Origin of the sequence: Mycolicibacterium neoaurum ATCC 25795, assembly GCF_000691525.1 — a bacterium.
Classification (GTDB): Bacteria; Actinomycetota; Actinomycetes; order Mycobacteriales; family Mycobacteriaceae; genus Mycobacterium; species Mycobacterium neoaurum.
Genome location: NZ_JMDW01000001.1, coordinates 103,343 through 126,386, shown reverse-complemented (window position 1 = coordinate 126,386; position 23,044 = coordinate 103,343). Strand labels below are relative to the sequence as shown.

Annotated in this window: 19 protein-coding genes and 1 tRNA gene; 11 read left to right on the top strand and 9 right to left on the bottom strand. The window is 68.5% G+C overall.

Going from position 1 to position 23,044, the window contains the following annotated elements:
- Nucleotides 1–74: 74 nt before the first annotated feature.
- From IC40_RS0100605 to IC40_RS0100580, 6 genes are read left to right on the top strand one after another with little or no spacing between them, the layout of a single operon-like run.
- Nucleotides 75–3,959 (top strand): Pls/PosA family non-ribosomal peptide synthetase, encoded by a 3,885-nt coding sequence (locus IC40_RS0100605; RefSeq protein WP_030132842.1) that lies wholly within the window; start codon nucleotides 75–77, stop codon nucleotides 3,957–3,959.
- A complete protein-coding gene (locus IC40_RS0100600; RefSeq protein ID WP_030132841.1) occupies nucleotides 3,956–5,296 on the top strand; it encodes a M1 family metallopeptidase in 1,341 nt (446 codons plus the stop codon). The genes IC40_RS0100605 and IC40_RS0100600 overlap by 4 nt, the downstream gene beginning before the upstream one ends.
- A complete protein-coding gene (locus tag IC40_RS0100595) occupies nucleotides 5,293–6,537 on the top strand; it encodes a hypothetical protein (RefSeq protein ID WP_030132840.1) in 1,245 nt (414 codons plus the stop codon). Before IC40_RS0100600 ends, IC40_RS0100595 begins: the two co-directional genes overlap by 4 nt.
- Before the next feature lie 47 nt (nucleotides 6,538–6,584).
- Complete coding sequence (gene galE / locus IC40_RS0100590) at nucleotides 6,585–7,568, top strand: UDP-glucose 4-epimerase GalE (RefSeq protein ID WP_030132839.1); 984 nt, start codon at nucleotides 6,585–6,587, stop codon at nucleotides 7,566–7,568.
- Between the two features lie 33 nt (nucleotides 7,569–7,601).
- Nucleotides 7,602–9,356 (top strand): hypothetical protein, encoded by a 1,755-nt coding sequence (locus IC40_RS0100585; RefSeq protein ID WP_030132838.1) that lies wholly within the window; start codon nucleotides 7,602–7,604, stop codon nucleotides 9,354–9,356.
- Between the two features lie 52 nt (nucleotides 9,357–9,408).
- Nucleotides 9,409–9,777 (top strand): hypothetical protein, encoded by a 369-nt coding sequence (locus tag IC40_RS0100580; RefSeq protein WP_030132837.1) that lies wholly within the window; start codon nucleotides 9,409–9,411, stop codon nucleotides 9,775–9,777.
- Here IC40_RS0100580 and IC40_RS0100575 read toward each other — a convergent pair.
- Nucleotides 9,774–10,343, bottom strand: a complete 570-nt coding sequence (locus tag IC40_RS0100575) for a TetR/AcrR family transcriptional regulator (RefSeq protein WP_030132836.1) — start codon at nucleotides 10,341–10,343, stop codon at nucleotides 9,774–9,776. The two genes, IC40_RS0100580 and IC40_RS0100575, sit on opposite strands and share 4 nt — an antisense overlap.
- Nucleotides 10,344–10,390: 47 nt before the next feature.
- Between IC40_RS0100575 and IC40_RS0100570 the strand changes: the two genes are divergently transcribed.
- Nucleotides 10,391–11,245: a lysophospholipid acyltransferase family protein gene (locus IC40_RS0100570; protein WP_030132835.1), complete on the top strand. Its 855-nt coding sequence runs from the start codon at nucleotides 10,391–10,393 to the stop codon at nucleotides 11,243–11,245.
- A 21-nt stretch (nucleotides 11,246–11,266) separates the two neighbouring features.
- Here IC40_RS0100570 and IC40_RS0100565 read toward each other — a convergent pair.
- Nucleotides 11,267–11,342 (bottom strand) — tRNA-Thr (locus IC40_RS0100565).
- 66 nt (nucleotides 11,343–11,408) lie between these two features.
- A complete protein-coding gene (locus IC40_RS0100560) occupies nucleotides 11,409–12,620 on the bottom strand; it encodes a DNA polymerase III subunit delta' (protein ID WP_030132834.1) in 1,212 nt (403 codons plus the stop codon).
- Nucleotides 12,621–12,700: 80 nt separating this feature from the next.
- Here IC40_RS0100560 and IC40_RS0100555 point away from each other — a divergent pair, with 80 nt between their 5' ends.
- On the top strand, nucleotides 12,701–14,287 hold the full coding sequence (locus IC40_RS0100555) for an adenylate/guanylate cyclase domain-containing protein (RefSeq protein ID WP_030132833.1): 1,587 nt from the start codon (nucleotides 12,701–12,703) through the stop codon (nucleotides 14,285–14,287).
- 10 nt (nucleotides 14,288–14,297) lie between these two features.
- On the opposite strand, the gene topA is transcribed toward IC40_RS0100555, so the two are convergent.
- From topA to IC40_RS0100540, 3 genes are all read right to left on the bottom strand, one after another.
- Nucleotides 14,298–17,144, bottom strand: coding sequence for a type I DNA topoisomerase (gene topA / locus IC40_RS0100550; protein WP_030132832.1), 2,847 nt, complete (start codon nucleotides 17,142–17,144; stop codon nucleotides 14,298–14,300).
- A 111-nt stretch (nucleotides 17,145–17,255) separates the two neighbouring features.
- Nucleotides 17,256–17,837: a hypothetical protein gene (locus IC40_RS0100545; RefSeq protein ID WP_030132831.1), complete on the bottom strand. Its 582-nt coding sequence runs from the start codon at nucleotides 17,835–17,837 to the stop codon at nucleotides 17,256–17,258.
- A gap of 105 nt (nucleotides 17,838–17,942) precedes the next feature.
- Nucleotides 17,943–18,146: a cold-shock protein gene (locus IC40_RS0100540; protein WP_006243848.1), complete on the bottom strand. Its 204-nt coding sequence runs from the start codon at nucleotides 18,144–18,146 to the stop codon at nucleotides 17,943–17,945.
- A 257-nt stretch (nucleotides 18,147–18,403) separates the two neighbouring features.
- Here IC40_RS0100540 and IC40_RS0100535 point away from each other — a divergent pair, with 257 nt between their 5' ends.
- The 3 genes from IC40_RS0100535 to IC40_RS0100530 all read left to right on the top strand — a co-directional run bounded on the left by IC40_RS0100535 (nucleotide 18,404) and on the right by IC40_RS0100530 (nucleotide 22,180).
- Nucleotides 18,404–20,767: a DNA 3'-5' helicase SftH gene (locus tag IC40_RS0100535; RefSeq protein WP_042510092.1), complete on the top strand. Its 2,364-nt coding sequence runs from the start codon at nucleotides 18,404–18,406 to the stop codon at nucleotides 20,765–20,767.
- A gap of 94 nt (nucleotides 20,768–20,861) precedes the next feature.
- A complete protein-coding gene (locus IC40_RS27710) occupies nucleotides 20,862–21,032 on the top strand; it encodes a hypothetical protein (RefSeq protein WP_157837290.1) in 171 nt (56 codons plus the stop codon).
- A gap of 44 nt (nucleotides 21,033–21,076) precedes the next feature.
- A complete protein-coding gene (locus IC40_RS0100530) occupies nucleotides 21,077–22,180 on the top strand; it encodes a PAS domain-containing protein (protein WP_030132829.1) in 1,104 nt (367 codons plus the stop codon).
- Here IC40_RS0100530 and IC40_RS0100525 read toward each other — a convergent pair.
- Genes IC40_RS0100525 through IC40_RS0100515 form a run of 3 tightly spaced genes read right to left on the bottom strand, consistent with a single transcriptional unit; the run spans nucleotide 22,161 to nucleotide 23,036 of the window.
- Complete coding sequence (locus IC40_RS0100525) at nucleotides 22,161–22,544, bottom strand: Rv3654c family TadE-like protein (protein ID WP_030132828.1); 384 nt, start codon at nucleotides 22,542–22,544, stop codon at nucleotides 22,161–22,163. The genes IC40_RS0100530 and IC40_RS0100525 overlap by 20 nt on opposite strands.
- Nucleotides 22,513–22,773: a TadE family type IV pilus minor pilin gene (locus tag IC40_RS0100520; RefSeq protein ID WP_234882666.1), complete on the bottom strand. Its 261-nt coding sequence runs from the start codon at nucleotides 22,771–22,773 to the stop codon at nucleotides 22,513–22,515. The genes IC40_RS0100525 and IC40_RS0100520 overlap by 32 nt, the downstream gene beginning before the upstream one ends.
- A gap of 59 nt (nucleotides 22,774–22,832) precedes the next feature.
- Nucleotides 22,833–23,036, bottom strand: a complete 204-nt coding sequence (locus IC40_RS0100515; protein ID WP_030132826.1) for a DUF4244 domain-containing protein — start codon at nucleotides 23,034–23,036, stop codon at nucleotides 22,833–22,835.
- Nucleotides 23,037–23,044 lie beyond the last annotated feature (8 nt).

Sequence of the window (23,044 nt, the reverse complement as noted above, 5' to 3'; positions counted from 1 at the left end):
CGACCGGAACGGAACAATCCGGCAGCCGCGCGCCGCGTGTGGACGGGTCACCGGGCTTCAGTAGTTTTATAGCCGTGACAGCAGCGGAAGCCGGGCAGGCCATCCCTTCCCAGTACCTACTCGCAGAAGCCGCTGCTCCCCCGCGGACCCTGGTCGACATCCTCTACGAGACGGCGCGCCGGTTCCCGGACGCGCCGGCTATCGACGACGGCGAAGTCCAGCTCACCTACGCCGAACTCATCGGCGATATCGAGGAGAGCGTGCAGTGGTTGGCCGCCCGAGGTATCGGCCGCGGCGACCGGATCGGCATCCGGATGCCCTCGGGCAGCTATGCCCTCTACACGGCCATCCTGGCCACCCTGGCCACCGGCGCCGCCTATGTTCCGGTCGACGCCGACGATCCCGAGGAGCGGGCCGCACTGGTCTTCGGCGAGGCCCAGGTGGTCGCGATCATCACCGAGGCGGGCCTGGTGCGCGGCCCCGGATCCTCGCGCGGCTGGCGCGCGGCGGCCCCGCTCACCCGCGACGACGCCTGGATCATCTTCACCTCCGGGTCGACCGGAACCCCCAAGGGCGTGGCGGTCACCCACCGCAATGCGGCCGCCTTCGTCGACGCCGAGGCGCAGATGTTCCTGAGGTCGGCGCCGATAGGTCCCGGCGACCGCGTGCTGGCCGGGCTGTCGGTGGCCTTCGATGCCTCCTGCGAGGAGATGTGGCTGGCCTGGCGCAACGGCGCCTGCCTGGTGCCGGCCCCGCGGTCGCTGGTGCGCAGCGGGATGGATCTGGGCCCGTGGCTGGTCAGCCGTGACGTCACGGTCGTCTCCACGGTCCCCACATTGGCCGCACTATGGCCCGCTGAGGCGCTGGAGGCGGTCCGGCTGCTGATCTTCGGCGGCGAGGCGTGCCCGCCGGAACTCGCCGAGCGTCTGGCTGTGGACGGTCGCGAGGTCTGGAACACCTACGGTCCCACCGAGGCCACCGTCGTGGCGTGCGCCGCCCCGCTGGACGGGCGCTCCGCGGTCAGCATCGGATTGCCGTTGCCGGGTTGGGATCTGGCGGTCGTCGACAAACAGGGCTGCCCGGTCGGCCTCGGGGAGGTCGGCGAACTGGTGATCGGCGGTGTCGGTCTGGCCCGATACCTCGACCCCGACAAGGACGCCGAGAAGTACGCCCCGATGGACACCCTCGGCTGGCCCCGCGCCTACCGCAGTGGCGATCTGGTGCGACTGGAGGCCGACGGTCTGTACTTCCAGGGCCGCGCCGACGACCAGGTCAAGGTCGGTGGACGACGGATCGAACTCGGCGAGGTCGACGCCGCACTGGTCAACCTGCCCGGTGTCAGCGGCGGGGCGGCCGCGGTCCGCAAGACGACCAGCGGCACCCCGCTGCTGGTGGGTTACATCGCCAGTACGGACCCCGCCTTCGATCTGGTCGCCGCGCGCGCGGCACTGTCCGAGGCGCTGCCCGCCGCCCTGGTACCCCGGCTGGTACTGCTCGACGAACTGCCGACCCGCACCTCGGGGAAGGTCGACCGCAATGCGCTGCCCTGGCCGCCGCCGGGTGCCGCACCAGAGGACGAGCCCGACCTCGGCGGCACCATGGGCTGGTTGGCCGGACTGTGGCGTGACGTGCTGGCCGCGCCCGTCGACGGGCCGGAAGCGGACTTCTTCGCCCTCGGCGGCGGCTCACTGTCGGCGGCGCAGTTGGTCACGGCGGTGCGCGGGCGCTATCCGCAGGTCACCGTCGCCGATTTGTACGACCACCCGAGACTCGGCTCACTGGCCGGTTACCTCGATGAGCTGGCCCCGCCACCGGAGGTGGTGCGCCGAGACGTGCGGCCGACGCCGGTGTTGACCCAGATCGCCCAGGTCGCGTTGTCGGTCCCGTTGGCCACGCTGACGGGGTTGCAGTGGGTCATCTGGCTGGCCGTCCTGAACAACATCGCCGCCGCGATCGACCTGGTGCCGTGGGCGAACACGTTGAACTGGTGGTGGGTCCTGGCCGGTTTCATCATCTTCATCACCCCGCCCGGCCGGATGGGTATCGCGGTGCTCGGCGCGCGGACCCTGCTGTCGAATCTGCAACCGGGCAGCTACCGCCGGGGCGGATCGGAGCATCTGCGGGTGTGGTTCGCCGAACGACTCGCCGAGGCCAGCGGGGCGGAGAACCAGGCCGGTGCGCCATGGCTGGTGTATTACGGTCGCGCCCTTGGCAACTCGATCGGCAAGGGAGTCGATCTGCATTCGGCACCGCCGGTCACCGGCATGCTGACCATCGGGCACCGTGCGTCCGTCGAACCCGAGGTCGACCTGACCGGGCATTGGATCGACGGGGACATCTTCCACGTCGGACCGATCAGCATCGGCACCGACGCGACCATCGGCGCCCGCACCACGCTGTTCCCGGGTGCGACGGTCGGCAAGAACGCCGACGTGGCGCCCGGCTCCGGTGTTGTCGGCAAGGTGAAGAACGGGCAGTACTGGAAGGGCTCGCCGGCGGCGAAATCCGGTAAGGCCCGCCACCCGTGGCCCGATGAGCGCCCCGGCCGGGCGCCGTTGTGGGTGGGCATCTACAGCGTCACATCGATGTTGCTCGGTGCGCTGCCGTTGACGGCGCTGGCCGTCGGGCTTGCCGTGCTGGCGTGGGCGGTGCGCGGCACCGCGAGCCCGACCGACGCGCTGGTGCCCGCGCTGGCATGGACCCCGGTGGCCGCACTGGTGGCGTTCGGCACGTACGCGGCGCTGACAGTGCTGGGTGTCCGGCTGCTCTCACTCGGTCTCACGGAGGGGTATCACCCGGTGCGCAGCCGGGTCGGCTGGCAGCTGTGGGCCACCGAGCGCCTGATGGATGCGGCGCGCAACTACCTCTTCCCGGTGTACGCCAGCCTGCTCACTCCGTGGTGGTTGCGCCTGCTCGGCGCGAAGGTCGGCAAGGGCACCGAGATCTCCACCGCATTGTTGACCCCGAAGTTCACCGAAGTGCAAGACGGGGCATTCCTGGCCGATGACACCATGGTGGCCTCCTACGAACTGGGCGGCGGCTGGATCCACGTCGCCAAGGCGACCATCGGCAAGCGCGCCTTTCTCGGCAACTCCGGAATCACCCAGCCCGGCCGACGGGTTCCCGACGACGGCCTGGTGGCGGTGCTCTCGGCCGCCCCGCACAAGGCCAAGGCCGGGTCGTCCTGGCTGGGCAGCCCACCGATCCGGCTACGTCGCCAACCGACCGCGGCCGATGCCCTACGCACCTTCAACCCGTCGACCGAGTTGAAGATCATGCGGTCGGTGGTCGAAACCTGCAGGCTCATCCCGGTCATCGTGACGTTCCTCATCGGCGTCGCGGTGCTCGGGGCGCTGCACGCGCTGGCCGGAGAGATCGGCTACGGCTGGACCGCGGTGGCGGGCGGCGTGGTCCTGCTGGTCGCCGGCGCCGTCGCCGGGGCGATCGCGGTGGCGGCCAAGTGGCTCGTCATCGGCCGGATCACCGCCATCGAACATCCACTGTGGTCGTCGTTCGTCTGGCGCAACGAGGTGTCGGACACGTTCGTGGAGACGGTCGCCGCCCCCTGGTTCGCCAGGGCCGCCACCGGCACCCCGATCATGAACATCTGGCTGCGCGGACTCGGCGCGAAGATCGGCCGTGGTGTCTGGTGCGAAACCTATTGGCTGCCCGAGGCCGACCTGATCTCACTGGGCGCGGGCAGTACCGTCAACCGCGGTTGTGTGGTGCAGACCCACCTGTTCCACGACCGGATCATGCGGATGGACACCGTGATCCTCGACGAGGGCGCCACGCTGGGCCCGCACTGTGTAGCGCTGCCCGCCTCCCGCATCGGGGCAGGAGCCACCATCGGGCCTGCCTCGCTGGTGATGCGCGGTGACGAGGTCCCGCCGTGGACCCGTTGGCAGGGCAATCCCATTGCCCCCTGGACGAAGTCGAAAAAGAAACGAGCCGAATGAGCAGTGCCAAGAAGGTCGCGAAGAAGACGGCACACACTCCCCCGGTGATCGACCCGTATCTGCCCCGCAACGGCAACTTCGGTTATCGGGTGTCGCGCTACGAACTCGACATCGAGTACAAGGTGGCGATCAACCGCCTCGGCGGCACGGTCACCGTCACCGCGGTGACCCTTGCCGCGCTGCGCGCCTTCACCCTCGATCTCTCGGATGCGCTCGGGGTGTCGAAGGTGACGGTGAACGGCAGGCGCCCCAACAATTTCCGATGTCACGGCGGAAAGCTGCACATCACCCTCGGTGAGACGCTGCCGGCCGGCGCGGCGATGACGATCGTGGTGCGCTACGGCGGCACGCCCCGACCGTTGCGCACGCTCTGGGGCGATGTCGGTTTCGAGGAACTGTCCAACGGCGCGCTGGTCGCCGGTCAGCCCAACGGTGCCGCCTCCTGGTTCCCGTGTGACGACCATCCCTCCGCGAAGGCCAGTTTCCGCATCCGGATCAGCACCGACAGCCCCTACTACGCGCTGGCCAACGGGGAACTGTTGTCCAAGCAGACCCGTGCGAGCCACACCACGTGGACCTATGAACAGGCCGAGCCGACCTCGACCTACCTGATCACGCTGCAGATCGGCGAGTACACCAGGCACCGGCTGCACAAGAGCCCCGTCCCGATGCACGCGGTCCTCCCGGATCGGTTACGGCGCAACTTCGATCATGACTTCGGCCGGCAGACCCAGATGATGAAGTTGTTCATCCGCCAGTTCGGCCCCTACCCGTTGGAAACCGGTTACACCGTCGTCGTCACCGATGACGATCTGGAGATCCCGCTCGAGGCACAGGGGCTTTCCATCTTCGGTGCCAACCATTGCGACGGCAAGCGCAGTTCCGAGCGGTTGATCGCCCATGAGCTGGCCCACCAGTGGTTCGGCAATTCGGTGACCGCGCGCCGGTGGCGGGACATCTGGTTGCACGAGGGCTTCGCCTGTTACGCGGAGTGGCTGTGGTCCGAGGAGTCCGGCGGGCCCAGCGCCGACGAACGCGCCCGCAACTATCACCGCAAGCTGGCCGAATCACCGCAGGATCTGCTGCTGACCGATCCGGGACCCGCGGATATGTTCGACGACCGGGTGTACAAGCGCGGCGCGCTGACCCTGCACGCCGTGCGCCAGACCATCGGCGACGACAACTTCTTTGCGCTGCTGCAGGATTGGACCGCCCGATACCGGCACAGCACCGCGGTGACCGATGATTTCACCGGCCTGGCGGCCAACCATACCGATGTCTCGCTGCGCGGACTCTGGGACCGCTGGCTGTACTCCACCGACCTCCCGGACCTGTGACCGACGGCGGCTCCGCACTACCGGCGCGCGGGCCGGTCACGCGGGCCAGCGTCACCACGGTCGGAATCGCCACCGCCTGCACCGCGTTGTGCGGATACGCGGTGCTGTATCTGGCCGCCCGCAGCCTGGAGCCGGCCGGCTTCTCCCTCTTCGGGGTCTTCTGGGGGGCGTTCGGTCTCGTCAGCGGCGCGGCCAACGGCCTGCTGCAGGAGGCCACCCGGGAGGTTCGGGCCGGTCGGGTGGGCACCCGACCCGAACAACACCGGACCCGTCCGATGTGGTTGGCCGTCGGCGTGGGCATCGGCGCGGCCGCACTGATCGGCGTGACCGCGCCGCTGTGGTCGGCACGGGTATTCACCGAGTACCAGTGGCTCAGCGTGGCGCTGCTCAGCATCGGGCTCGGCGGATTCTGTCTGCACGCAACGCTTCTGGGCATGCTGGCCGGTACCGACCGGTGGACCCAGTACGGCTCGCTGATGGTGACCGACGCGGTGACCCGGGTGGCGGTCGCGGCGGCGGCGTTCGTCTTCGGTTGGGGACTTGCCGGTTTCCTGTGGGCCACTGTCGCCGGGTGCATGGCCTGGCTGATCGTGTTGGTGTGTTCCCGGCCTGCCCGAGCGGCGGCCGCGCTGACCTGTGCGGGCAGCGCGCGCACATTTCTGGCAGGCGCCTCGCACTCGGTGGCGGCGGCCGGCGCCAGCGCCATCCTCGTGATGGGCTTTCCGGTGCTGTTGCAGGCCACCAGTTCCGAACTGGGCGCCGCCGGTGGTGTGGTGATTCTCGCGGTCACCCTCACCAGGGCGCCACTGCTGGTACCGCTGACGGCCATGCAGGGCAACCTGATAGCGCACTTCGTCGATCAGCGGGACCGCAGACTGGGTGCATTGCTCACCCCCGCACTGGTGGTCACCGCGATCGGGGCGATCGGCGTCGCGGCGGCCGCGGTCGCCGGACCGTGGTTGCTGCACACCGCATTCGGGCCCGAATATCAGGCGAGCGGCGCACTGCTGGCCTGGCTGACCGCCGCGGCCACCGCCATCGCACTGCTCACCCTCACCGGCGCCGCGGCGGTCGCGGCCGCACTGCACCGCGCCTACGCCGCCGGATGGATCGGCGCCACCCTGGCCGCCGCCGCACTGCTGCTGTTGCCGGCGGCACTGGAGACCAGGACCGTCATCGCGCTGCTGTGCGGGCCCGTGGTCGGCATCGCGGTGCACCTGTACGCGCTCGCCCGATCCTGATCCATGACAGCATGAACCCGGCTTCGGGTCCCCACATGAGGAGAGATATGTCCTGGCTAGTGACCGGCGGCGCCGGGTACATCGGAGCGCATGTGGTGCGCGCACTGACGGCCTCCGGCACCGATGTGGTCGTGATCGACGATTTGTCCACCGGTATCGCCGGATTCGTGCCTGACGGCGTCGAACTGGTCACCGCCAACCTGCTGGACCTCGACACCGTCACCGCGACGCTGGCCGATCACGATGTCACCGGGGTGATCCACGTCGCGGGATACAAATACGCGGGCGAATCGGTGAAGTACCCGTTGCACACCTACCGCCAGAACGTCACCGCGATGGCCACCCTGCTGGAGGCGATGGCGGCCACCGATGTCGACCAGATCGTCTTCTCCAGCAGTGCCGCCACCTACGGCACCCCCGATCTCGAGATCGTCGACGAGCAGACGCCGACGGCGCCCGAGTCGCCGTATGGCGAGAGCAAGCTCATCGGCGAGTGGCTGCTGCGCGATGTGGCGCGGGCACGCCCACTGCGGCACACCAGTCTGCGCTATTTCAACGTCGTCGGTTCCGGCTCGGTCGAGCTGTACGACCGCAGCCCGCACAATCTGTTCCCCAAGGTGCTCGACATGCTGTACGGCGGCCGCGTCCCGCAGATCAACGGCGGCGACTACGCCACCCCGGACGGCACCTGCGTGCGCGACTACGTGCACGTGTCCGATCTGGCGGACGCGCATGTCGCGGCGGCACGCAGACTGGCCGCTGGTGAGCCCGTCGAGCCGGTCTACAACCTCGGCAGCGGATCCGGAACGTCGGTGCGCGAGATCATGACGACGATCCGCGAGGTCACCGGTATCGACTTCGAGCCCGCGGTCACCCCGCGACGGCCGGGTGATCCGGCCCGCATCGTGGCCGAGGGCACCCTGGCGGCGCGCGATCTGGGCTGGCAGATGCGACATTCGCTGACCGACATGGTCGCCTCGGCGTGGGAAGCCCGCCAGGCCGTCGGAGGAGACTATCCGACCGCGGGCTGAGTGACCGGGCGCGCGTCCGTACAGTCGGCTGCGATGAAATGGGTCCCCAGGGTTGCCGGCGCGCTGATCGTGGCGCAGTTGGCGATCCGGGCGGTGCTCGCCTTCGGTGGTTACTTCTACTGGGATGACCTGATCCTGATCGGACGGGCGGGAACGCAGGGGTTGCTGTCCGTCGAGTATCTGTTCGACGATCACGACGGGCACGTGATGCCGGGGGCGTTCCTGGTCTCCGGTGCGATCACCCGGTTGGCTCCGCTGGAATGGTTCTGGCCCGCACTCAGCCTCGTGGTGCTGCAGCTGCTGGCCTCGTTGGCCCTGCTGCGTGTGCTGCACCTGATCCTCGGATGGCGCCCGGTGCTGCTGGTGCCGTTGGTATTCGCCCTGTTCACGCCGCTGACGGTGCCCGCATTCGCGTGGTGGGCCGCCGGGCTGAACTCGCTGCCGATGCTGGCCGCACTGGCCTGGGTATGCGGGGATGCCATCCAGCTGGTGCGCACCGGCAACCGGCGTTACGCGGTGACCGGGGTGCTGGTCTATTGCGGGGGCCTGCTGTTCTTCGAGAAATCGGCGGTGATCCCGTTCGTCGCGTTCACGGTGACCGCCCTGCTGGCGTGGGTGAGCCGGGAACCGCTTGCCGCCGTGTGGCATCGGGGAATCCGACTGTGGGTCGGGCTGCTGGCGGCCACCGCCGGCTGGATCGGGGTCTACCTGCTGGTGGTTGACCAGAAGCGGTGGACGCTGGATCTGGGCATGACCGCCGAACTGTGGTGGCGCTCGGTGACGCACGGGATCGTCCCGGGTCTGGCCGGCGGGCCGTGGGACTGGCAGCGCTGGGCCCCCGCCTCACCGTGGGCCACCCCGCCGGTGACCGTGATGGTGCTCGGCTGGATCGTGCTGGCCGCCGTGGTGGCGGTATCGGTGACCCGGAAACAACGGATCGCAGCGGTATGGCTGGCCGCGCTGGGTTACGCACTGGCCTGCCAGGTGCCGATCTATCTGATGCGCTCCTCCCAGTTCACCGCCCTGGAACTGGCGCAGGCCCTGCGCTACCTGCCGGACCTGGTGGTGGTGGCGGCCATCCTGGCCGCCGTGGCGCTGAGCGCGCCGAACCGGCCGGGATCGGCCTGGCTGGACGCCTCCCGCGGTCGCACCGCGGTGATCTGCGCCCTGGCCGCTGCGTTCGTCGGCAGCAGCCTGTACTCGACATCGACGTTCCTGCGGGTGTGGCGGGACAGCCCGGTCCCGCAATACCTGCACAATGTCGCGGCCGGCCTGGCCGCAGCGCCGCGCGGCACACCGCTGCTCGACCAGGAGGTCGATCCGCTGATCATGCAGCGGGTGGCCGCGCCCGAGAATCTCGCGAGCCACATGTTCGCGCTGCTGCCGCAGCGCCCCGAGTTCAGCGCTACCACCACCGATCTGAGGGTGCTCGACAGCACCGGCAATCTGCGCGAGGCGCTCGTCACCTGGGTCCGGTCCATCGCCCCGGGTCCGATCCCCGACTGCGGGTATCTGGTGCAGACCGACGCCGACGTCACGATGCCGCTGGACGGTCCGCTGCTGCCGGCCGACTGGACCGCCGAGATCAACTATCTGGCCAACAGCGAAGGTTCGTTGACGATGTCGCTGGCCGAGGGTGCACCGGTGAAGGTGCCCACCCATCCCGGCCTGAACCGGGTCTTCGTGCGGTTGTCCGGCGCCGGTGACTCGATCACGGTCAGCGCGAACACCGCGGCGCTGTCGGTGTGCATCGCGTCGGGACCGGTGGGATTCGTCGCTCCCCGCTAGCACCGGCGTGTGCTGCGCCCGACTTGTCGGTGCCCGCGCCTACGGTTGGCTGATGATCTCCTCGGACTCGCGTCCCTCGACGGTGGCGCCGTGCAGGCACTGCGGCATCGAGACCGTGTGGTTGCAGACCGTGTACGGCGGCTGGCACCTTTTCGACGCCGCGGAGTTCCCGACCGAGGACAGCGCGGCCGGTAATCGCTTCGCCATCCGGCGGCTGTCCCGGCAGGTGGTGGACCTCGATGATGTGTACGAGGGCCGGTGGCCGGCCACCTGCCTGCATCTGCACCGGTTCGAGTGCCCGGCCAGCTACGACGACGCGCGCTTTCATCAGCGCCGGCCGCGGCAGGCCAATGAGATCGACCTCGACGATCTGTTCGGCCGGCTTGCCGAGCGAAGGGAAGCCCGGCGCCGGGCGGGTTAGGTTCGCGGCGCGATGAGTCGACGGGCGGCCTCGATGGCCACGTCGCGGCGGCGGGCGGTCTCCTCCGCGCCCTGGGTGACAGCATCCGGATGCGGCAGATGTGCCCAGGCCAGACCCACTGAGAACAGCATCACCAACAGATCCTCAGGCCGCCAGCTCGGATCGATGTGACCGTCGGTCTGCGCCGCATCGATCGCGGCGAGAGCCGCCTCCGTGGGAGGCTCCTCCTCGAACTCCGGTGCGCTCAGGTCCAGTCCCTCCAGCCGTGCCCAGGTGATCATGCGTAGGTGTTCCGGCCGACGACAGGCCAGGTCATAGACCCCGCCGACGAACTCGGCGACGTCCTCCGGACGCAACGTGACCGAACGGAAGAACTCGACGCCATCGGTGACGAACACCTCGCGGAACAGTGCCTCCTTGTTGCCGAAATGCGCATACAGGCGCTCCTTGCTGGCATGAGCAGCCCCTGCGATGCGATCGATCCGGGCGCCGGCCAGACCGTACCGAGCAAACTCGGTGCGCGCCGCGTTGAGGATGTCGTCGCGAAGCTCCGTTGTGCGTCTCACAGCAGGAGCATAACCAGACGAACCAGTTCGTTCGGTACCGTAGAGACATGTCCGTCATGACCGACACCGCCAATCTGATGAACCAGCCCGGCCGTATCCGGGCACTACGGCGGGCGGTCGAGACCGTTGCCGACGGCGCAGCGCCGCTGGTGGACCTGTGCCGCCCGTTCGTCGACGGACTTGAGCACCTCCCCCGCGACGGCCGATTCCTCCTGGTGGGCAACCACACCCAGTCCGGAACCGAAGCATTCCTGATTCCGTATGTGGTGCGTCGCGAACTCGGCACGCTGGTACGACCGCTCACCGACCGCGCATTCAGCAGGATGCCCGCACCGGCGGCCGATCTGCTGGCCGCCTGCGGCGCCACGGTCGGTGCACCCGAATCCGCGCGCGAACTGATGCGCCACGATCAGCCGATCCTTGTCTTCCCGGGCGGCGGCCGCGAGATCGGCAAGTTCAAGGGTGAGGAGAACACCCTGAACTGGCGGGGCCGCGCAGGTTTCGCCCGGATCGCCGCCGAGCACGACTACCCGATCGTCCCGGCCGGACTGATCGGCGGCGACGACGTCTACCGGAGCTTCACCACCCGCGACGGGGCATGGGGCAGGTTCAGCGCGAGCCTATCGAATCGCCTCGCAGGCAAACCCGATATGGCGATGCCACTGGTGCGCGGGATCGGCCCGACCATGGTCCCGCGACCACAACGGATGTACCTGCGTTTCGCCGAGCCCATCGACCCGACCCGACCCGCCGGTGTCGCCGCGGACGAGTGGGCCGACACGGTCAAGGCTCGTACCCAGCGATCATTGGAGGCGGTACTGGCCCAGCTTCTGGAGATCCGCGGCACCGATCCGTACCGGCACCTGAAGCCGCTGGCCTGGCGTGATGCCATACAGCCGTGAAGACGTGCGGTTATAAAGACGTGGAGCCACCCAGGGGAATCGAACCCCTGACCTATTCATTACGAGTGAATTGCTCTACCGACTGAGCTAGGGTGGCGCGCCTGCCTGGGCAGGCCCGACGAGTCTACGACAGCCCCCGCCCGCGGCACGAATCAGTTGCCGTTCAGACGCGCAGCGCCTGCCCGACCGTCGCGACCATGGCATCGACGGCGAACTTGGGCTTCACGTTCACCGCAAGCGCCTCCCGGCACTCCAGGACCGCCTCTATGCAGCGCAGCAGCCGATCCGGTGGCACATGGGCGGCCATCGCACCGACCCGTTCGGCCATGTCCGGGTGGTTGGCCGTCACCGTGCCCGCACCCGCCGACACCACCAGCGCGTCGCGGAAGTAGGTCGCCAGATCCATCAACGCACGGTCCAGGGCGTCCCGGGAAGCGCGGGTCTGGCGCGACTTCTGCCGCTGCTCCAGCAGCTTCATCGCCCCTGCTGCACCACGTATCGCCCCCGCGGTGCCCTTACCGGTGCCGCCGGCGCCCAGCGCGGTGCGCAGCTCCTCGGTCTCGACCTCGTTGCGGTCCACCGTGAGCGCCTTGGCCTCGGCATCGGCGGTGATCACCAGCTCCTCGGCGGCGGCGTACGCGCGAGTGGGCGTTGCCGCATCCCGCGCCAGCCCGAGCGCACGCTCGCGGCGCTGCCGGGACTCCGGATCAGTGGCCAGCCGCCGTGCCCGGCCAACGTGACCACCGCTGACCGAGGCCGCCCAGGCCGCGATATCGGCGGCGATCCCGTCCCGTTCGGTGAGCACGTCGGCGATCGCATCGGTCGGCGGCGTGACCAGCGCGACGTGCCTGCACCGCGACCGCAGGGTCACCGCGATGTCCTCGGGATCCACCGACGGTGCGCAGAGCAGGAACACCGTGGACTGCGGCGGCTCCTCGACCACCTTCAGCAGGGCGTTGGCCGCACCCTCGGTGAGTCGGTCGGCGTCCTCGACGACCACGATCTGCCAGCGTCCGGTCCCCGGCCGTCGCGAGGCGATCTGCACGATCTCCCGCATCTCCTTGACCGCGATCGACAGTCCCTCGGGGATGATCCGACGGACATCGGCGTGCGTACCGGCCATCGTCGTGGTGCACGCCCGGCATTCCCCGCAGCCCGGCACACCCTCGGAGGTGCATTGCAGGGCCGCGGCGAAGCACACCGCGGCCACCGAGCGCCCCGATCCCGGTGGACCGGTGATCAACCAGGCATGGGTCATCCCGCCGGCGGTCAGCGCGCTGTGCGAGCCTGCGGCACGGGCCGCCAAAGCGGCCGCCACCAGCTCTTCCTCGACGTGGTGTTGACCCACCAGAGACGAAAAAACACCGCTTCCCACATCTGCACCCTAGTGCCACCCCAGGACACGACACGGCGACAGCGGCGCCAGAGGTCGCAACCGACCGATACGGTAAACGGGTGAGTGCGGAGGCCATACCGATCGGGCGCATCAGTGCGTTCGTGCGATGGGTGGCACGTACCCCCTGGCCGGTGTTCCTGCTGGGCATGGTCCAGGCCGACATCATCGGCGCGCTGATGGTGCTGGGGTTCCTGCGTTATGCGCTGCCCCCGGAGGATCGGGTGCAGCTCCAGGAGCTGCCCACCTTCAACCTGACCGTGTTCCTCGGCTTCTTGTTCGTGTCGTTCAGCATCGCGGCCTACGTGACGTTGCGGTTGCTGCTACCGGTGATCCGCTGGCAACGCCGGGACACCCTGATGGGCGATGTGGCCCCCATCAGCGAGGTTGCCCGCGCACGCGCGCTGAAGATGCCGTTCTACCGCTCGGTCATCAACGTCACCAACTGGCTGTTGGGCTCGGTCGTGTTCATCGTGGCGAGCTGGCCGGTGGCCAGCCGGTCGGCGCCGGTGGTCGCGGTGGCCTCGGCGTTGGGCGCCACGACGGTGGCCATCATCGGCTACCTGCAATCCGAGCGGGTGCTGCGCCCGGTCGCGGTGGCCGCGCTGCGCACCGGGGTGCCGGAGAACTTCCGCGCACCCGGGGTGATCCTGCGCCAGGTGCTCACCTGGGTGCTGTCCACCGGCGTGCCCATCCTCACGATCGTGCTGGCGGTGGTGGCCAGCAAGTTCGAGGTGCTGAAGGCGCCCGCGGACAAACTGGCCACCCCGATCCTGTTGCTGGCCATCGCCGCGCTGCTCATCGGTCTGGTCGGCACCGTGCTGGTGTCCATGTCGATCGCCGATCCGCTGCGCCAGCTGCGCTGGGCGCTCGGCGAGGTGCAGCGCGGAAATTACAACGCGCACATGCAGATCTACGACGCCAGCGAACTGGGCCTGCTACAGGCCGGCTTCAACGACATGGTCCGCGATCTGGCCGAACGGCAGCGTCTGCGCGACCTGTTCGGCCGGTATGTCGGCGAGGATGTGGCCCGTCGGGCCTTGGAGCGCGGTACCGAGTTGGGCGGCCAGGAACGCGATGTGGCAGTGCTTTTCGTCGATCTGGTCGGTTCGACACGACTGGCCTCCACGATCCCGGCCGCCGAGGTCGTCAACCTGCTCAACGAGTTCTTCCGGGTCATCGTGGACACCGTGAACAAGCACGGTGGCTTCGTCAACAAGTTCCAGGGGGATGCCGCACTGGCGATCTTCGGCGCGCCCATCGAGCATCCGGACGCCTCCGGCGCGGCGCTGGCGGCCTCCCGCGAACTGCACGACGAGCTGATCAACGTATTGGGCCAGACCGAGTTCGGGATCGGGGTGTCGGCGGGGCGGGCAATCGCCGGGCACATCGGTGCGCAGGCCCGCTTCGAGTACACCGTCATCGGAGACCCGGTCAACGAGGCCGCTCGACTCACCGAACTGGCCAAGCTCGAGGAGGGCCACGTGCTGGCCTCGGCGAACGCAGTCAGCAGCGCTGTCGATGCCGAAGCACTGGCCTGGGACGTCGGCGAGATCGTCGAACTGCGGGGCCGGTCGGCGCCCACCCAGCTGGCCAGGCCCGCGGTGCGCGCCATCGCCCACGCTCCGCAGCCCGAGCCGAGCTCCTGAAGCGTTCCGGTCAGCCCTTCTTGGCGGCCTTCTTGGCCGGGGCCTTCTTGGCCGGGGCCTTCTTCGCGGTCGTCTTCTTGGCCGCCGTCTTCTTGGCCGCGGCCTTCTTGGTGGCCTTCTTCACCGGACCACGAGCACGCCGGTCGGCCAGCAACTCCGAGGCGCGTTCGTCGGTGATCGAAAGGACATCGTCACCCTTGCGCAGGCTGGCGTTGGTCTCCCCATCGGTGACGTACGGTCCGAATCGGCCATCCTTGATGACCATCGGCTTACCCGATGCGGCGTCATTGCCCAGCTCCCGCAGCGGCGGGGTGGCCGCGCCCTGACGGCCGCGCCGCTTGGGTTCGGCGTAGATCTTGAGCGCCTCGTCGAGGGTGATGGTGAACATCTGCTCTTCGGTCGCGAGCGAACGAGAATCGGTGCCGCGCTTGAGATATGGCCCGTAACGGCCGTTCTGCGCGGTGATCTCCTCGCCGTTGGCGGGGTCGACACCGACCACGCGGGGCAACGAGAGCAGTTTGAGGGCGTCGTCGAGGGTCACCGTCTCCAGATCCATGGAGCGCAGCAGCGAGCCGGTGCGGGGCTTGGGTCCGGTCGGCTTCTTACCCTTCTTGGCCGGTGAGCCCGCGCTGCCATCATCGGGATCCTCGGGCTCGGGCAACACCTCCGTGACATAGGGCCCGAAACGTCCGTCCTTGGCCACGATCTCGTGTCCGGTTTCCGGATCGATACCGAGCGACCGTCCCTCTTGCGGTGTCGCGAAAGCCTTTTCGGCGAGCTCGAGGGTCAGTTCGTCGGGTGTGAGCTCGTCCTTGAGATTCGCGCGCTGGGGCTTGAGTTCACCCGGGTTGTCCGGATCTTCGATCATCCGCTCCAGGTAGGGACCGTTACGCCCGACGCGCACGTTGATGGCGCGACCCTGGTCATCGTCGAAGAGCTTGATGGAGTTGACCAGTCGCGCGTCGATCTCCTCGAGATTGCCGCCGACCAACTGCTTGAGCCCGCCGGCCCGCGCGATCGAGCCGTCCACGCCATGCTCGCCACCGAAGTAGAAGTTGTTGAGCCAGTTGGTGCGTCGCTCGTTGCCCGAGGCGATCGCGTCGAGCTCGTCCTCCATCGCGGCGGTGAAGTCGTAATCCACCAGCCTGCCGAAATGCTGTTCCAACAGGCCGATCACCGCGAACGCGACCCAGGACGGCACCAGGGCGCTGCCCTTCTTGTGCACGTAACCGCGGTCCTGGATGGTCTTGATGATCGACGAGTACGTCGATGGGCGACCGATACCGAGTTCTTCGAGCGCCTTGATCAGCGAGGCCTCGGTATAGCGCGCGGGCGGGCTGGTGGTGTGCCCGTCGGCGGTCAGGTCCGCGGCATCCACGCGCTGCCCCTGGGTCAGGTTGGGCAGCCTGCTCTCGGCGTCGTCGGATTCACCGCCGGCCTGCTCGTCGATGCTCTCGACATAGGCCTTCAGGAAGCCGGGGAAGGTGATGGTGCGACCGGACGCGTTGAAGACGACCTGTTCGCCGCCCGCGGCCTGACCCGAGATGCGCAGGGACAATGTGGTGCCGCGGGCGTCGGCCATCTGCGATGCCACGGTGCGCTGCCAGATCAGCTCGTAGAGCCGGAACTCGTCGGCCTCCAGCGCGCTGTGCAGCTGGCCGGGGGTCTGGAAAACGTCACCGGACGGGCGGATCGCCTCGTGCGCCTCCTGCGCGTTCTTGACCTTGCGGGTGTACTGCCGCGGCGTGGGATGCACGTACTCCGCGCCGTAGAGGTCACGGGCCTGGTTACGCGCGGCGTTGATCGCCGACTCCGACAGCGTCGTGGAGTCGGTACGCATGTAGGTGATGTAGCCGTTCTCGTACAACCGCTGCGCGATGCTCATGGTGCGCTCCGAGGAGAACCGGAGTTTCCGGCCGGCCTCCTGCTGCAGCGTCGAGGTCATGAACGGTGCATAGGGCTTACGGGTGTAGGGCTTCTGCTCCACCGAGGACACCGCAAGCTGCGCGCCGCGCAGGCCGTTGGCCAGGCTGGTCGCGCCCGCCTCGTCGAGGACGAGCACCTCGTCGGGCTTCTTGACCGCACCGAGGGAGTCGAAATCGCGGCCGGCGGCGACCCGGCGGCCGTCGACGGTGTTGAGTCGGGCGGTGAACCGCGGCGGCGAGGCGGCCGGATCGGAGACCGACGCGTCCAGCTCGGCGCTGACATCCCAGTAGCCGGCGCTGCGGAACGCCATGCGCTCGCGCTCGCGCTGCACGATGATGCGGGTCGCCACTGATTGCACCCGGCCCGCCGAAAGCTTGGGGGCAACCTTCTTCCACAGCACCGGGGACACCTCGTAGCCGTAGAGGCGATCGAGGATGCGGCGGGTCTCCTGCGCGTCGACAAGGTCGATGTCCAGGTCACGTGGGCTTTCGGCGGCAGCCCGGATGGCGGGCTCGGTGATCTCGTGGAAGACCATCCGCTTGACAGGGACGCGGGGTTTCAGCGTCTCCAGCAGGTGCCAGGCGATGGCCTCACCCTCGCGGTCACCGTCGGTGGCGAGGTAGAGCTCGTCGACATCCTTGAGGAGTTCCTTGAGCTCGGTGACCGTGCTCTTCTTGTCGGGACTCACGATGTAGAGGGGTTCGAAGTCGGCGTCGACGTTCACCCCGAGCCGCGCCCACGGCTCGGACTTGTACTTGGCCGGGACATCGGCGGCTGCGCGCGGCAGGTCCCTGATGTGGCCGCGGGAGGATTCGACTATGTAATTGGAGCCCAGATAGCCGGCGATCTTGCGCGCTTTGGTCGGCGACTCGACAATCACGAGCCGCCGAACTGTACCGGTGCCTCCCCGGCTCCGGTCGTCGTCAGCCACCTTCTTCTACTCTCCACTTCTGTGTTGCCCGGCGGTATGTGTCACCCCAGGCAACTGACAATTTCGCATCCAGGACGGGCTTGTGCAAACTGGCTCGCCCGCCGGATGGCCTCATATTCGCGGCCAATGTGCAAACGCTTCGGTATCACCGGGGGGTTCCCCGACGTTCTCCACCAGGCGCGACAGCCGTCGTCGACCGCTCACCCGCAACGCCGGTCGCGATCCGCGGGTACCGATCAGAGTGGGCGCGATTCCCACCCGCATCAGCGCCGATGCCAGCGTGGCGTGGGTGTCCGGTGCATGCGGGTCCAATCCCAGCAAGTACCGGTCATCGGCCTCGGGAACACCGGCGGCCAGCGTCCAGGCACGCAGCGCGCGCGGGCCGGGCAGCCAACTGCCCGGCACGGTCTTGACCGCGCCGCGCGTCCAGGCGCCGGCGATATCGACGACGCGGGAGTCCAGCGCGGTGCGCACCAGCGGGTTGTCCTCGTCGGTGCGGGTCAGCTCGGGGGTCAGCCCGGTCTCGGCGATCATCTCGGCAAGACCCTGGGCCCGCCAGGCCCGGTCGACCACCACCGACAGCCGCGCCTGCCCACCGACGGAGACCACCTGTCCCTGGGCGGCCAGCAGGCCGGTCAGGTCGGCGATGGTCGGGGGCACCGACTCCGCCGAGAAGAAGGACAGTTGGCTCACATGTTCGACACTATCGGTGGAGGCCCAGGCGACGGGGCAATGGCACGGCGCCGGATACGAAAACACCCCCGGCACGGCCGGGGGTGTCTTCGGTGTTGCGTTGGCTCAGACGGCGCGGACGCCGGTCGCCTGGGGGCCCTTGGGGCTCTGGCCGACCTCGAACTCAACCTTCTGGTTCTCCTCCAGGGTGCGGAAGCCCGACCCCTGGATCTCCGTGTAGTGGACAAAAACGTCAGCGGAGCCGTCCTCGGGGGCGATGAAGCCGAAGCCCTTCTCCGCGTTGAACCACTTCACAGTTCCCTGTGGCATCTTTCGTACTTTCCTTCTCTTACCGGGTGCGGTTCACCGACGTCCGGTGTACCGGGCCCGTTCCGACCGCTTACCAACGCGTGTGTCGTCGGAACTCGACCCGACCTACAACCCTCGCAGGAACCGCGATCGCAACGACGATCCTGCGGGTGCAAAAACACGAACACAGAAGCTGCGACCACGTTCAGTCAACCACGTTCAACGCGCCAGCGACAGTCTCGGCACGATCAAGTAGTCAACAATTCACCTGGGGATACATGCTGGTGAACAGCGAAGGGAGCGTTGTGTCTGGGTCAGGGCCGAATACCGGGTCCGATTTCGGTCGTGACCTGCTGTCCTGCGCGGTGCGGGGCACTCCGGCCGACGAGCATCCGATCCGTCATGTCGAAGACATCCCACCCCGCCGCGGCGCGAGCCTGCCGTGGCCGGCGTGGGCCGAACCCGACGTGGTGGCCGCCTTCACCGCGCGCGGGGTCCATACCCCCTGGTCTCATCAGGTGGCGGCGGCCGAACTGGCCCGCGCCGGTCGGCACGTGGTGTTGTCCACCGGCACGGCCTCGGGGAAGTCGCTGGCCTACCAGCTGCCGATCCTGACCACGCTGGCCGAGGACCCGTTGGCCCGCGCGCTGTACCTGTCCCCCACCAAGGCGCTCGGACACGATCAGCTGCGCGCCGCGCACGGCCTGTGCGAGGAGGTCCCCGGCCTGCGCGATGTCGGGCCGTGCGCCTACGACGGTGACGCAGGCACCGATATGCGCCGCTTCGCCCGTGAGCGGTCCCGCTGGATCTTCTCCAACCCGGACATGATCCACCTGTCGTTGTTGCGCAACCACGCCCGCTGGGCGGTCTTCCTGCGCCACCTCAAGTACATCGTCGTCGACGAATGCCATTACTACCGCGGCATTTTCGGCTCCAACGTGGCGTTGGTGCTGCGCAGGCTGCTGCGGCTGTGCGCGCGGTACTCCGGGTCGCCGACGGTCATCTTCGCCAGCGCCACCACCGCGGCGCCCGCCGAGACCGCCGCCCAGTTGATCGGTGAGACGGTCACGGCGGTGACCGAGGACGGCTCCCCGCACGGTGGGCGGACGGTCGCGCTGTGGGAGCCTGCACTGCTGGAGGACCTGGTCGGGGAGAACGGCGCCCCGGTGCGGCGGTCGGCCGGTGCGGAATCCGCACGCGTGATGGCCGACCTGATCGCCGAGGGGGCCCGCACCCTGACCTTCGTGCGGTCGCGACGTGGGGCCGAACTGACCGCGCTGGCGGCGTCGGCCCGGCTGGAGGAGATCGCCCCCGATCTCGCCGGCCGGGTCGCCTCCTACCGGGCCGGTTACCTCGCCGAGGACCGCCGCGCGCTGGAACACGCCCTCAGCGAGGGCGAACTGCGCGGGGTGGCCACCACCAACGCCCTCGAACTCGGCGTGGACATCGCCGGGTTGGATGCGGTCGTACTGGCCGGCTTCCCCGGCACCGTCACCTCCTTCTGGCAGCAGGCGGGTCGGTCCGGCCGACGCGGGCAGAGCGCACTGATCGTGCTGATCGCCCGCGACGATCCGCTGGACACCTATCTGGTGCACCATCCGCGCGCCCTGCTGGCCCGGCCGATCGAGAAGGTCGTGATCGACCCCGGCAATCCGTATGTGCTGGGTCCGCAGCTGTTGTGCGCGGCGACCGAACTGCCGTTGACCGACGCCGAGGTGCGGACCTGGGATGCCGAAGAGGTCGCGCGCACCCTGGTCGACGACGGATTGTTGCGTCGGCGTCCCACCGGCTGGTTCCCCGCGCCCGAGATCGACCCGCATCCGGCGGTCGATATCCGCGGCGCCTCGGGTGGACAGATCGCGATCCTGGAGTCCGGGACCGGCCGGATCCTTGGCACCACCGGCACCGGTCAGGCGCCGGCCTCGGTGCATCCGGGGGCGGTGTATCTGCACCAGGGTGAGAGCTACGTCGTGGACACCCTGGACTTCGAGGACGGTATCGCGATCGTGCACGCCGAGGACCCCGGATACACCACGGCTGCAAGGGAAGTCACCGATATCGCGGTCACCGGGACCGGTGAGCGCCGCACGGTGGGTCCGGTGACCGTCGGCGTCGTGCCGGTCTCGGTATCCAACACCGTCACCGGATATCTGCGCCGCAGGCTCGACGGTGAGGTCATCGACTTCATCGAACTGGACATGCCTACCCGGACACTGGAGACCGTCGCCGTGATGTGCACGATAACTCCGGAAGCGCTGTACGCCACCGGGATCGACCCGTTGGCCGTGCCGGGCTCACTGCACGCCGCCGAGCACGCCGCGATCGGGCTGTTACCGCTGGTGGCCAGCTGCGATCGCGGCGATATCGGCGGGGTATCCACGGCATCCGGGCCCGAGGACGGTCTGCCCACCATCTTCGTCTACGACGGATATCCCGGCGGCGCTGGATTCGCCGACCGCGGATACCGGCAGATGCTCCTGTGGTGGGAAGCGACGGCCGCAGCCATCGAGGCCTGCGAATGCCCCGCCGGCTGTCCGTCCTGTGTGCAATCGCCCAAGTGCGGCAACGGCAACGATCCACTGGACAAGGCCGGGGCAGTCCGCGTTCTCCGCGTGGTGCTCGACGAGCTGGCGGCACGCTGACACCGCATTGTCCCCGACCGGAAGGCCCACCCCTCGTCGGCCATCTCGCCCTCGTCCGCGGGGTCCCACCAGCAACGTCGATCACACTTCACGCATGGTCAAAACGGTCGGACAACGCGATCCGTTTTCAGCCCGGGCGAACCGGGTGCAGTCGGAAATTACCTTTTCAGCAGGCCCCCTGCAACTTGTTTTGACGCCAGCGACAGTCGCGATGGCCGCCCAGATCGGGCTCCAGCAGCAAGATCCGACGAATTCCGCAGCATGAGCAAACACCCGGCTGGAGAGCCGGTGCCGGTTAAACTCACGGGCATGGACCACGACTGGCTGCTCGTGGAGACTCTGGGCGACGAACCCGCCATCGTCGCCCAGGGATCGAGGACCAAGAATCTCGTCCCGATCAGCACTTTTCTCCGCCGCAACCCCCACCTGATGGCCGTCCAATCGGCCATCGGCGAGACGGTGCGCGCCGGTCAGGCGCTGACCAGCATCACCCCCAAGAACGACCGCGTGATCCGCACCGAGGTGGTGCACATGTCCGACGGGGTGATCCACGGTGTGCACCTGTGGATCGGCGAACCCGGCGCCGAGCCGCCCGATCGCCCGATGCCGGGGCCGCTCAAGTGGGATCTGACGGCCGGAATCGCCACGGACACTGCGGAATCGCTGTACAACGCGGGCCGGGACGCCAGCGTCGAGGCGACCCAGGGCCGCGCTTTCGCCGAGGATCTGCCGGCCAGGGCACTCAATCCCAACGAATCGAAGGTGTTGTCCATGGTGATCCGGGCCAAGCCCGGTCATGTGCTGTGCAGCACCTGGAACGTCACCGACTTCCGGGGTGAGCCGATCACCGTGGGCTTCGTGGCGAGGGCGATCGCCGAGGAGCAGGACGACGGCTCCGAGCGATTGATATGCCGAGCGATGAACTGGCGCAGCGTCGTCGAGGGTCCGGTGGTGCGTCCCGATGATCTGGCACAGCGGATTCTCAATGGCCTGGCAGCGCCCGGGGTGCACCGGGCGATCGTCGATCTCAACCACTGGCGGTTGCTCAAATGGCTGGACAAACCGTGCCCCTTCTTCGACTGGCGGGCCGGTGAACAGGGCGAAACCGTCCTGCACCCCGGCGACGAACGCCACGTGCTGGGCATGGCACGGGAATTCGTCGACGGACCGACCGCCCGGGTGCTGCGGCTGCCCGCCCACGGGGGTGGGTTCACCCCCATCCATGTCACCGTCAACCGGATCGAACTCGACAACGACACCTACGCGGCGCTGATGTCGATGCGGTTGCCCACCGACGAGGAGATCGCCGCTGCCGAGCAGGAAGCGACCGCGGTCGAGGGTGCGCAATCCGGCACCCGGGCGGCACTCAAATCGCTACTGCGGCTTCGAAAGATCACCGGCCAGACGGACTGACGCCACCGCCGGCCGGCCCCGCCCTGGCCTCGGCTCGGGCGCTGCGCCCGGGCAGCACGGTGGCGGCCGTGACGCTGATCGCCACATCCAGGCCGTCCAGGGTGCACTCGACCACCGTGACCCGGTTCGACTCGGCGACGGATTGTGCTGCCGCGCAGACACTCTGCCGACCGGCGGGTACCGATGCGGCGCCGGCGAGTGCGGCCAGGTCGGCCCCCGACTGCGCACGATGCCGCGCCACCACCACCGAGCCGAGCACCAGCACCCCGACCGTGGTCGTCAACAGCACGACCATCAGCGCGGTGGCGATCAGTGTCGCCGACCCACCGTCCTCACGGAGGGTGCTCGGCCATCGCCACCGCATCCCCGGAGATGACGACCCCTGGCAACAGAGCCGTCGCCGTGCTGACCCGCACCACGACGAACGAGCCATCGCGCTGTGCCGAGATCGTCGACCCGGTCGGCCCGACCCGGCGCGCGGCCGCCACCCCGTCGTCGCCGCGGGCGAGCAACCGGGCTCCCTCCCGTGCGGCGTCGACGCACCGGATGTGCAGGACCGTGGCGTTGATACCGGCCAGACAGAGCACCAGCACCGCGACCAAGGAGGCGATCGCAAAAGCCGCCTCGACCGTGACACCACCGATCTCACCGCTCAGACATTGGTGTTGAGTGCCCGGGTGATGATGTTGGAGAGTGCGGTGACGATCGAGTCGCCGGTCACCACGGTGTAGAGGATGGCACCGAAGGCGGCCGCGGCGATGGTGCCGATCGCGTATTCCACGGTGCTCATCCCGGAGTCGTCGGTGGCGACCACCATGACGCGGGCCTGCATCCTCCGGATCATGTTCTGCAGCATGTTTTCTC

Coding starts and splice junctions, on each gene's coding strand:
- IC40_RS0100525 (WP_030132828.1), bottom strand. CDS start 22,544: ATGCGGTGGCGATGGCCGAGCACCCTCCGTGAGGACGGTGGGTCGGCG.
- IC40_RS0100540 (WP_006243848.1), bottom strand. CDS start 18,146: ATGCCACAGGGAACTGTGAAGTGGTTCAACGCGGAGAAGGGCTTCGGC.
- IC40_RS0100585 (WP_030132838.1), top strand. CDS start 7,602: ATGAAATGGGTCCCCAGGGTTGCCGGCGCGCTGATCGTGGCGCAGTTG.
- IC40_RS0100530 (WP_030132829.1), top strand. CDS start 21,077: ATGGACCACGACTGGCTGCTCGTGGAGACTCTGGGCGACGAACCCGCC.
- IC40_RS27710 (WP_157837290.1), top strand. CDS start 20,862: ATGGTCAAAACGGTCGGACAACGCGATCCGTTTTCAGCCCGGGCGAAC.
- IC40_RS0100515 (WP_030132826.1), bottom strand. CDS start 23,036: ATGCTGCAGAACATGATCCGGAGGATGCAGGCCCGCGTCATGGTGGTC.
- galE (WP_030132839.1), top strand. CDS start 6,585: ATGTCCTGGCTAGTGACCGGCGGCGCCGGGTACATCGGAGCGCATGTG.
- IC40_RS0100570 (WP_030132835.1), top strand. CDS start 10,391: ATGTCCGTCATGACCGACACCGCCAATCTGATGAACCAGCCCGGCCGT.
- IC40_RS0100535 (WP_042510092.1), top strand. CDS start 18,404: ATGCTGGTGAACAGCGAAGGGAGCGTTGTGTCTGGGTCAGGGCCGAAT.
- IC40_RS0100600 (WP_030132841.1), top strand. CDS start 3,956: ATGAGCAGTGCCAAGAAGGTCGCGAAGAAGACGGCACACACTCCCCCG.
- IC40_RS0100580 (WP_030132837.1), top strand. CDS start 9,409: ATGATCTCCTCGGACTCGCGTCCCTCGACGGTGGCGCCGTGCAGGCAC.